A 9,331-nucleotide genomic window follows, 5' to 3' on the forward strand; every position below is an offset into this window, starting at 1 on the left:
ATTTTAAAGCAATTATTACAGCATTTCTCCTCGAATGGCCGTTTCAAATTGGTCTTTAAAACTATTTTGAGGACAATTCTGCCCAAGCAAATACATTAATTTAGTAATGGCCGCTTCTGTAGTTATGTCTTTTCCAGATATAACACCAATGTTTTTTAATTGCGTACTCGTTTCATAATTGCCCATCGCCACACTACCGCCGCTACATTGGGTAACATTTACAATGTGAATGCCCTTATTTATGGCTTCCGCTAAAGCGGTAACAAACCAATTTTCAGTGGGGGCATTCCCTGAACCATAGGTTTCCAATACAATTCCTTTTAGATTTGGAATAGCAAAAAAAGAGGTCAATACTTTTTCATTAATGCCAGGAAACAATTTTAAAATCGCCACATTATCGTCAAAATTCTTATGAACGGAAAGCGCTTGATCTGCTGGAACCGTTTTTAATGCTTCTCGATTAATCCGTAAATGCACACCCGACTCGGCAAGTTCTGGAAAATTAGGTGAGGTAAACGCATTAAAATGTTCGGCACTTATTTTAGTAGTTCTGTTGCCTCGGTACAATTTATATTCAAAATACAAACATACTTCTTGAATAACAGGTTGGTTATTTTCTTGAAGTGCTGCTACTTGAATGGCAGTAATTAAATTTTCTTTGGCATCGGTGCGCAAATCACCTATAGGCAATTGCGAACCCGTAAAAATTACTGGTTTTGCAAGATTTTCCAATATAAAACTCAAGGCCGATGCACTATAAGACATGGTATCAGAGCCGTGCAAGACAACAAATCCATCAAATCTTGTATAGTTTTCTTGTATGATAGTGGCTATTTTCAACCAACCCGAAAGATTCATATTGGAAGAATCAATAGGTGTTTCAAAGGAAATGGTTTCAATAGTACAATCTAAAAGTTGTACTTCAGGTATACGGCTCAACAATTCATTAAAATCAAATGCAATCAAGGCTCCTGAAGTAAAATCCTTCACCATTCCGATGGTTCCACCAGTATAAATGAGCAGTATTTTTGCTTTAGGCGATGTCATGAGTATATTTCAATTTGTTCACCACTGGATTCGCATACATGGCTAAAAACCCTGCTTTCATAGTTTCATTTTCAGCATCAATACGCATTTCTAATCGACGCTCAAACAACTGTCGCTCTTTATCATCATACAAATGCGCAAAAGTTGAGGTGCTATTCAAAATATCGTAAGCTATGAAATTGGTAGGCCATAATTTATAAGATTGTAAAATAGAATCGTCAATTACCTGAGCCAATGCTTGTATTTGCTTGTTGTTGTTGTCGTTTTCGGTTTTTATTTTATCATATTCACTTTCTAAAATATCGCCTACATGAATATGAATGCGTTTTTTTTGTCCGATAATACCGCTCAATAAAGTGATAAAATCTTCGTTTTTCTCTTTAATATATACTTCGTCTTTTGACAACGCTATGAGTTGGGGCATTTTTAATGCATCCGTTGGATCGTATTCATATGAAATCGAAACCGGAACAATTTTTAATTTTTTGAAAAAATCCATGCAATTTTCTTCATCTGAAGCCATGGCAATCATTTTTAACACCCCTTGATGGGTTGCATCGTTTCCGTCTTTGGTTCTTCCTTCACGCTGTGCTATCCATACCGAACGATTTTCCTTAGACAACAATTGGTACATGTATTCTGCCATTAGCTTTGAGCTTAATAACAGTTCGCGTGGCGATACTCCTCGAAGGACCAAAAAATTACGGTTGAGTTTCGATAATTTCAACAAGAAATCTTTTTGAACTAAATTATCTCCAATAGCCGAAGCCGTCATGACAAGACCGTGATCAAACAACGAAACATTTAACAATGAAGTATCTAAAATAATATCGCGGTGGTTTGAAATAAAAAGGTAAGGTGTGTTGGGCTCTAATTTATCAAATCCAGAAGTAGTTAAGCCTTCAGAACTTCGTTCTAAAACGCGTTGAATGGATTGGTACACAAAATTAATTTGAAAATCCCGGATCGAATGGGTTCTGCTTAGTTGTTCCTTCCAAGTAGATTCTGCAATTTCTGGAAATGTAAAATCCATCATCGCCTTCATCATCGGATGGTGCAAAAGCGATTTTAAAGCTTCGTTAACTTCGGAATCGTAAAACGGACGTATCGAATCGAATTTTGTCATACTAATTTTGAAAACAATTCACAAATGAACAAAAATTTTATGACTTGTCCTTCGATTTTTGAATTAAATTCCGAAAATTTGTTTTGAATTTTCAGTGGTTATTGCAGCAATTTCTGCAACAGAAACACCATATATTTCGGCTAATTTTTGAGCAACTAAAAAGGTATAACTGCTTTCATTTCGCTTACCTCTATGCGGTACGGGAGCCAAATAAGGCGAATCGGTTTCGAGAACAATGTTTTTCAAATCGATTTCATGCAAAAACTGATCAATTTTGCCATTTTTAAATGTAGTCACTCCCCCAATTCCTAATTTCATCCCCAAAGAAATCGCTTTTTGGGCTTGATTCAAATCGCCCGTAAAACAATGAAAAATACCAAATAAATCAGTAGCTTTCTCACTTTCTAATACTTCAAAAACTTCATCAAATGCATCACGACAGTGAATATTTATTCCTAATTTATATTTTTTAGCCAATTGTATTTGGTGCTGAAATGCATGCTGCTGTTCTTTTAAAAATGTTTTATCCCAAAACAAATCCATGCCAATTTCGCCGACTGCATAAAATTTTTGGGCAGCTAGTTCGCGTTCCACATGGGCCAATTCTTCCAAGTAATTTTCTTTCACATAAGTAGGGTGTAAACCCATCATGAGAAAAATATTCTCAGGATATTGCTTTTCTAAATCATACATTTTCTGAGTATAGCTAGAATCAATCGAAGGCACAAACATTCTAGAAACCCCAGATTGGATGGCTCTTAGGATCATTTCATTTCTATCTTCGTCAAACTCTTCTGAATATAAATGCGTATGTGTATCGGTTAAACCAAGATTAAAGTTCAATGTAAAAAGTTTAATAGTTATATTATGTACAAAGTTATGTGCTGAAATTTAATATCGTTACTCCTTAATGATAAATTTTAGTTTATTTTTGATCTATGGAAGATTTGCAAGATTTTTTAAAAGAAAAGCAGTATAAAAAAATAAAGTTTACGGTTTTAAAAACCCAACATTTATTGATCAAAGGTAAAATAAATGGGGTTAAGGGTAACTTTATTTTAGATACTGGCGCAAGTAATAGTTGTGTGGGATTTGAGAGTATTGAACGTTTTCTTTTAAATGCAGAATTTTCGGAAACCAAAGCCGCTGGTGCTGGTGCAGTTGGCATGGAAACACAATTGGCCAAAAACAACAATGTTCAATTGGGACGGTGGGGGAAAAAATTCCATCTCATTGTTTTCGATATGAGTCATGTAAATGAAGCCCTAATCCAATACAAAACGAAAGCAGTAGATGGTATTATTGGTGCCGATGTATTGCTCAAAGGAAAAGCGATTATCGATTATAGCAATCATTGTTTGTATTTGAAGTGATGTAAACGCAAAGACGCTGAAGATTTACGCAAAGTTCACATAGAAAAAATCCCAAACTCTTTTGGAATTTGGGATTTTATATTCAAACCTAGAAGGTTTTAAAAACCCTGCAGGATGTTTAACTCATTATAATTCTAATGCTTTTTTCACATTACCGCCCATTAAAATTTCTGCTGGGTTTTCTAATGCTTCTTTAACCGCTACTAAAAAACCTACAGACTCACGACCATCGATAATTCTATGGTCATAGGATAAGGCAACATACATTACAGGAGCAATTACAATTTGACCGTTTTTAACGATCGCACGTTCTACTACATTGTGCATTCCTAAAATACCCGATTGAGGCGGATTGATGATAGGTGTTGACAACATACTTCCAAAAACACCCCCATTTGAAATGGTGAATGTTCCACCAGTCATTTCATCTACTGTGATTTGTCCGTCACGAGCTCTGATAGCTAAGCGTTTGATTTCAGCTTCAACACCCCTAAACGATAAAGTTTCGGCATTTCTCATTACAGGAACCATCAATCCTTTTGGACCAGAAACGGCTACAGAGATATCACAAAAGTCAAATGAAATTTTTTCTTGACCATCGATCATTGAGTTTACATCAGGATACAATTGTAACGCACGTGTAACTGCTTTTGTAAAGAACGACATAAAGCCTAATCCTAAACCGTGCTTTGTTTTAAACTCTTCTTTATATTGATCACGCAAAGCGTAAATAGCTGTCATATCTACTTCATTAAAAGTAGTCAACATCGCAGTTTCATTTTTAGCAGCAACCAAACGTTCTGCCACTTTTCTACGCAACATTGAAAGTTTAGTACGCTCTGAACCACGGTTACCCCCTGTTGGTGTTCCCATCGATGGTACAGCGTTTACAGCATCATCTTTAGTGATTCTGCCCCCTTTACCTGTTCCTACTATTTCTGAAGGTTGAATGTTTTTTTCTTCTAATATTTTTTTAGCTGCCGGAGATGGTGCTTGCGTTGCATATGTACTTTCCGCTACTGGAGCTGCTTTGGGAGCTTCTGCCTTAGGAGCTTCAACTGCTTTTGTTTCTTCTTTTGCTGGAGCACCACCGGCTGGTTTTACGGCAGCTGTATCAATTAAACAAACCACAGCGCCTACAGCAACAGCATCGCCTTCTTCTGCTTTTAATGTAATGATTCCGCTTGCTTCAGCAGGTAATTCTAATGTAGCTTTATCTGAATCAACCTCAGCAATCGCTTGGTCTTTTTCTACATAATCGCCATCTTTTACTAACCATGTAGCAATTTCTACTTCTTTAATTGATTCTCCTGGAGAAGGAACTTTCATTTCTAAAATCATATTCTTTTTATTTTAAAAAGTTTACCCTTTGACAAGCTCAGGGCGATAATTGAGTTGTTTTTTATTGAAATAATGTTTTATCAAACACCATGGCAATGGCATTCTTTTGACGCTTTTTAGATCGTTCATAACTTCCTGCTGCCGGTGCACTGTATGCTTTTGGTGATGCCAATCTTAATTTTACTAAATCAAAATTCATCAACATATAACCATAAGCTCCCATATTTTTAGGCTCTTCTTGTGCCCAAACATAGTCATCAACATTTGGATACGTGTCGATAATTGCTTTGATTTGATCCACTGCTAATGGAAATAATTGCTCTAATCGAACTACTGCTACATCGTTTCTACCTAATTCTTCACGTTGTGCAATAATGTCAAAATATACTTTACCAGTACAGAATACCAATGTTTTGATGGATTTTTTATCCGTTACTTTTGGGTCATCTAGTACTTCTTGGAATTGGCCGTTTGCTAAATCGTCCACCGAAGATACTACATCAGGATGACGTAATAAACTTTTTGGAGAAAATACCACCAATGGCTTACGGAATTCTGTTTTTAACTGTCTTCTCATTAAATGAAAGAAGTTAGCTGGCGAAGTTACATCAGCGATATACATGTTGTGTTTTGCACACATTTGTAAATAACGCTCCATACGCGCTGATGAATGCTCTGCTCCTTGGTTTTCATATCCGTGGGGCAACAACATTACCAATCCGTTTTGGTTGTTCCACTTGTCTTCTCCTGCAGAAATGTATTGGTCAATCATAATTTGTGCTCCGTTAGAGAAATCTCCAAACTGTGCTTCCCAAATTACTAGGGTTTTTGGCGATGCTAATGCATATCCATATTCAAACCCTAACACACCATATTCTGAAAGGTGTGAATTGTAGATATAAAAGTTCCCTTTTTTATCTTTTATCTTATCTAAAAGAATTACTTCTTCTTCTGAATCTTCTACTTTAACTACCGCATGACGGTGCGAGAATGTTCCGCGTTCCACATCTTGCCCTGAAATACGTACATCAAAACCTTCTTTTAGTAAAGAACCATAAGCTAATAATTCGCCCATGGCCCAATCAAGAGTATTGGTTTCGACCATATTTTTTCGATCGCCAATTAACTTGGTTATTTTACTGATGAATTTTTTATCTGATGGCAGTTCGGTAATGGTTTTTGCTATCTCAGTAAGTTGTTTTTTATCAAATTTAGTATCAAATTTTTGAAGCATTACATCATCCGAAACTTGCTTATAACCTTCCCACTCATTTTCCATGAAAGGCGTAATTACGGTCAAGTCTTTCTTACGAGACGCTTCTAAATTTTCATCTAATTTTGCTTTATAGGCTTCTTCTAACTCTTTAACAAACCCTTCAGAAATAACACTTTCTTGCATTAATTTTGCAGCATATAAATCTCTTGGATTTTTATGTTTTGCAATGGCTTTGTATAAAATAGGTTGCGTAAATCGAGGCTCATCACCTTCATTATGCCCATATTTTCTGTATCCTAACAAATCGATAAAAACATCTGTTCCAAACGCCATGCGGTAATCTAACGCAAACAGCATCGCGTGAACAACAGCTTCCGCATCGTCTGCATTAACATGCAATACTGGGGACAAAGTTACTTTTGCTACATCCGTACAATAGGTAGACGAACGCGCATCTAAATAATTCGTAGTAAACCCAACTTGGTTATTAATGACCAAATGTATGGTTCCACCGGTTTTGTATCCGTCTAATTTGGCCATTTGAATGATTTCGTATACAATACCTTGACCGGCAACAGCGGCATCCCCGTGAACGGCAATTGGCAATACTTTTGAAAAATCATTGGGATAATTTCTATCTTGTTTGGCTCTTGTTATTCCTTCAATAACTGCCCCTACCGTTTCTAAATGCGAAGGATTTGGCGCTAAATTTAAGTTAATTTTTTTACCCGAATCGGTTACACGATCAGAGGTTAACCCTAAATGGTATTTTACGTCTCCATCAAAGTTTGCGTCTTCTTCATAGTCTTTTCCATCAAATTCCGAGAAGATGTTTTGGGTGTTTTTTCCAAAAATATTGGCCAATACATTCAAACGACCTCTGTGAGCCATTCCCATTACAAACTGCTCCACTCCTTTATCCGCTGCGGCTTCCACTAAAGCATCTAATGCCGGAATTACTGCCTCGCAACCTTCCAATGAAAAACGTTTTTGACCCACATATTTGGTATGTAAGAAATTTTCGAAGGAAACCGCTTCGTTTAATTTTTTTAGAATATGCTTTTTCTTATCAGATGAAAAATTGGGTAAATTATCATTAACATCTAAACGATTTTTGATCCATTCTAATTTGTCTGGCTCACGAATGTACATGTACTCAACCCCGATTGACTGACAATATACATTTTCTAAATGCTTTATGATATCTGCCAAAGAAGCTGGTTTCATGTTAACCATTTTTGCAGCATCAAAAACGGTAGTTAAATCGGCTTGAGACAAGCCAAAATTTTCTAACGCTAATGATGGCCCATGAACTCTTCGGTCTCTTACAGGATTTGTTTTGGTAAATAAATGGCCTCGGGTTCTATAGCCTTCAATTAATTTGAGGACATTGAACTCTTTTTGCATTTTTTCAGAAATTTCACCCGAATCCCCTGAAGCGGCAAAAGCTACTTGTTGCGCTACTTCATCGGTCCCATAATGGGCTTGTGCAAAATCAAATCCTTGAAAAAAACTTCTCCAGCTGGGCTCTACGCTATCTGGATTTTGTAGATATTGTTCGTATAAATCGGCAAAAAAAGCCGTGTGTGCAGCGTTTAAAAAGGAAAACCTATCCATATTGTGTTGTCTGAAAGACCTTTTAATTAAAAATTCTACGCAAAAGTAAAACATTTTATGATAATCTTTCAAGGATTTTTATACTTTTATGCCAATAATTTTTCGAAAATAGAATTATGAAAAAGAATTCTGCAATAAATTTAACAGTTTTATTAACTATTGTGTTTTTATTTGGTTTGAAACGTGAAATTTATGCACAAGATACCCAAGTTCGTGAGACAAAAAATGATTTTCTCACCCGTGTTCAATTTGGCGGTGGATTGGGTCTAAGTGCAGGGACTGGATATGCCGATATCATGGTGGCGCCTAGTGCAATTTATACTTTTAACGAGTATGTATCAGCAGGTTTTGGGCTGCAATATAACTACATAAAACAACGCAATTTATACAATGCCCATATGTATGGAGGAAGCATTATTGCTTTATTTCAACCTATGGAAGAACTCCAAATTTCAACCGAATTAGAACAGTTGCGTGTCGATCGAACCTTTACCGATGCTTTGGAAAATAATACTGCTGTTTTTTGGAATACAGCCTTATTTGTGGGTGCTGGTTTTCGCAATGGAAACGTGACCATGGGTGTTCGATATAATGTACTTCACAAAGACCGAGAAAATGTTTACACCGAAGCATTTATGCCTTTTGTGAGGTTCTTCTTTTAATTAAAACGTTGTACCACTAAAATATTTAAATCTTTTTTTGACACCATAAATTATGAAACATATTATTTATTGTCTATTCGCCCTAATCACTTCGGCATCGATTTCAGCTCAAAATGAAATAAAATCTGGCCCAATGGTTGGCTATTGCGAAATGAAAGAAGCTATGATATGGCTGCAAACAGGAAGTGAAGCTATCGTCGAGATTAAATATTTCGAAAAGGAAAATCCTACAAAAATATTTAAAAGTGCCTCCTATCCCACCCGTGCTGAAAATGCATTTACCTGTCATATTTTATTGAATGAATTGAGCCCTGGAAAAAAATACTTGTACACCATTTTTGTAGATAAAAAGAAAATTACGGTTCCCTATGAAACGTCATTCACATCCAAAAAAATTTGGCAATGGAGAGAACAAGCTCCCGATTTTACAATTGCACTTGGTAGCTGCGCATACGTCAATGAAGAAGCAGTAGACCGGCCTGGAAAAGGCTATGGCTCCAATTATTCCATTTTTGAATCTATAGCGAATAAAAACCCAGATATTATGCTTTGGCTGGGAGATAACATCTATTTGAGAGAAGCAGATTGGGATAGTAAAACAGGTATTTATCACCGTTATACCCATTCGCGTTCCCTAAAAGAATTACAACCTTTATTAGCAAAAACACAAAATTTAGCCATTTGGGATGACCACGATTTTGGGTCAAATGATGGCGATAGAAGTTTTTACAACAAATACCTTACACAACAAGCATTTAAAGACTTTTGGGCGAATAAATCGTATGGCTTAGACGCGCTGCAGAAAGAAGGTATTCATTCTGTTTTTAATTGGTCGGATGCCGATTTTTTTCTTTTAGACAATCGCTTTTTTAAATCTCCGAATGACAGAAAAACAGGGGAAAGAACGATTTTAGGAAAGGAACAACTTGAATGGTTAATCGATGCGCTG

At 36.2% G+C, this 9,331-nt stretch carries 8 protein-coding genes; 3 read left to right on the top strand and 5 right to left on the bottom strand.

Annotation, left to right across the window (positions count from 1 at the left end):
- Positions 1–15 precede the first annotated feature (15 nt).
- From ACIQ6Z_RS03525 to ACIQ6Z_RS03535, 3 genes are all read right to left on the bottom strand, one after another.
- Positions 16–1,047, bottom strand: a complete 1,032-nt coding sequence (locus tag ACIQ6Z_RS03525) for an asparaginase (protein ID WP_396209553.1) — start codon at positions 1,045–1,047, stop codon at positions 16–18.
- Positions 1,034–2,173, bottom strand: a complete 1,140-nt coding sequence (locus tag ACIQ6Z_RS03530; protein ID WP_396209554.1) for a 1-acyl-sn-glycerol-3-phosphate acyltransferase — start codon at positions 2,171–2,173, stop codon at positions 1,034–1,036. Before ACIQ6Z_RS03530 ends, ACIQ6Z_RS03525 begins: the two co-directional genes overlap by 14 nt.
- Before the next feature lie 63 nt (positions 2,174–2,236).
- Positions 2,237–3,016, bottom strand: a complete 780-nt coding sequence (locus ACIQ6Z_RS03535) for a TatD family hydrolase (RefSeq protein WP_396209555.1) — start codon at positions 3,014–3,016, stop codon at positions 2,237–2,239.
- A gap of 95 nt (positions 3,017–3,111) precedes the next feature.
- Between ACIQ6Z_RS03535 and ACIQ6Z_RS03540 the strand changes: the two genes are divergently transcribed.
- On the top strand, positions 3,112–3,546 hold the full coding sequence (locus tag ACIQ6Z_RS03540; RefSeq protein ID WP_396209556.1) for a retropepsin-like aspartic protease: 435 nt from the start codon (positions 3,112–3,114) through the stop codon (positions 3,544–3,546).
- 126 nt (positions 3,547–3,672) lie between these two features.
- Here ACIQ6Z_RS03540 and odhB read toward each other — a convergent pair whose 3' ends face one another.
- Together odhB and ACIQ6Z_RS03550 are read right to left on the bottom strand one after the other, a co-directional pair.
- Positions 3,673–4,887 (bottom strand): 2-oxoglutarate dehydrogenase complex dihydrolipoyllysine-residue succinyltransferase, encoded by a 1,215-nt coding sequence (odhB, locus tag ACIQ6Z_RS03545; protein WP_396209557.1) that lies wholly within the window; start codon positions 4,885–4,887, stop codon positions 3,673–3,675.
- A 61-nt stretch (positions 4,888–4,948) separates the two neighbouring features.
- Positions 4,949–7,720 carry a 2-oxoglutarate dehydrogenase E1 component gene (locus ACIQ6Z_RS03550; RefSeq protein WP_396209558.1) on the bottom strand — a complete coding sequence of 924 codons (2,772 nt, stop codon included), beginning with the start codon at positions 7,718–7,720 and terminating at the stop codon, positions 4,949–4,951.
- A 116-nt stretch (positions 7,721–7,836) separates the two neighbouring features.
- Here ACIQ6Z_RS03550 and ACIQ6Z_RS03555 point away from each other — a divergent pair, with 116 nt between their 5' ends.
- Together ACIQ6Z_RS03555 and ACIQ6Z_RS03560 are read left to right on the top strand one after the other, a co-directional pair.
- A complete protein-coding gene (locus ACIQ6Z_RS03555) occupies positions 7,837–8,382 on the top strand; it encodes a hypothetical protein (protein WP_396209559.1) in 546 nt (181 codons plus the stop codon).
- A 52-nt stretch (positions 8,383–8,434) separates the two neighbouring features.
- Positions 8,435–9,331 (top strand): alkaline phosphatase D family protein (locus ACIQ6Z_RS03560; protein ID WP_396209560.1); only part of this gene is annotated, 897 nt, incomplete at its 3' end.

Origin of the sequence: Flavobacterium sp., from assembly GCF_044376915.1 — a bacterium.
In the GTDB taxonomy this organism is placed as follows: Bacteria; Bacteroidota; Bacteroidia; order Flavobacteriales; family Flavobacteriaceae; genus Flavobacterium.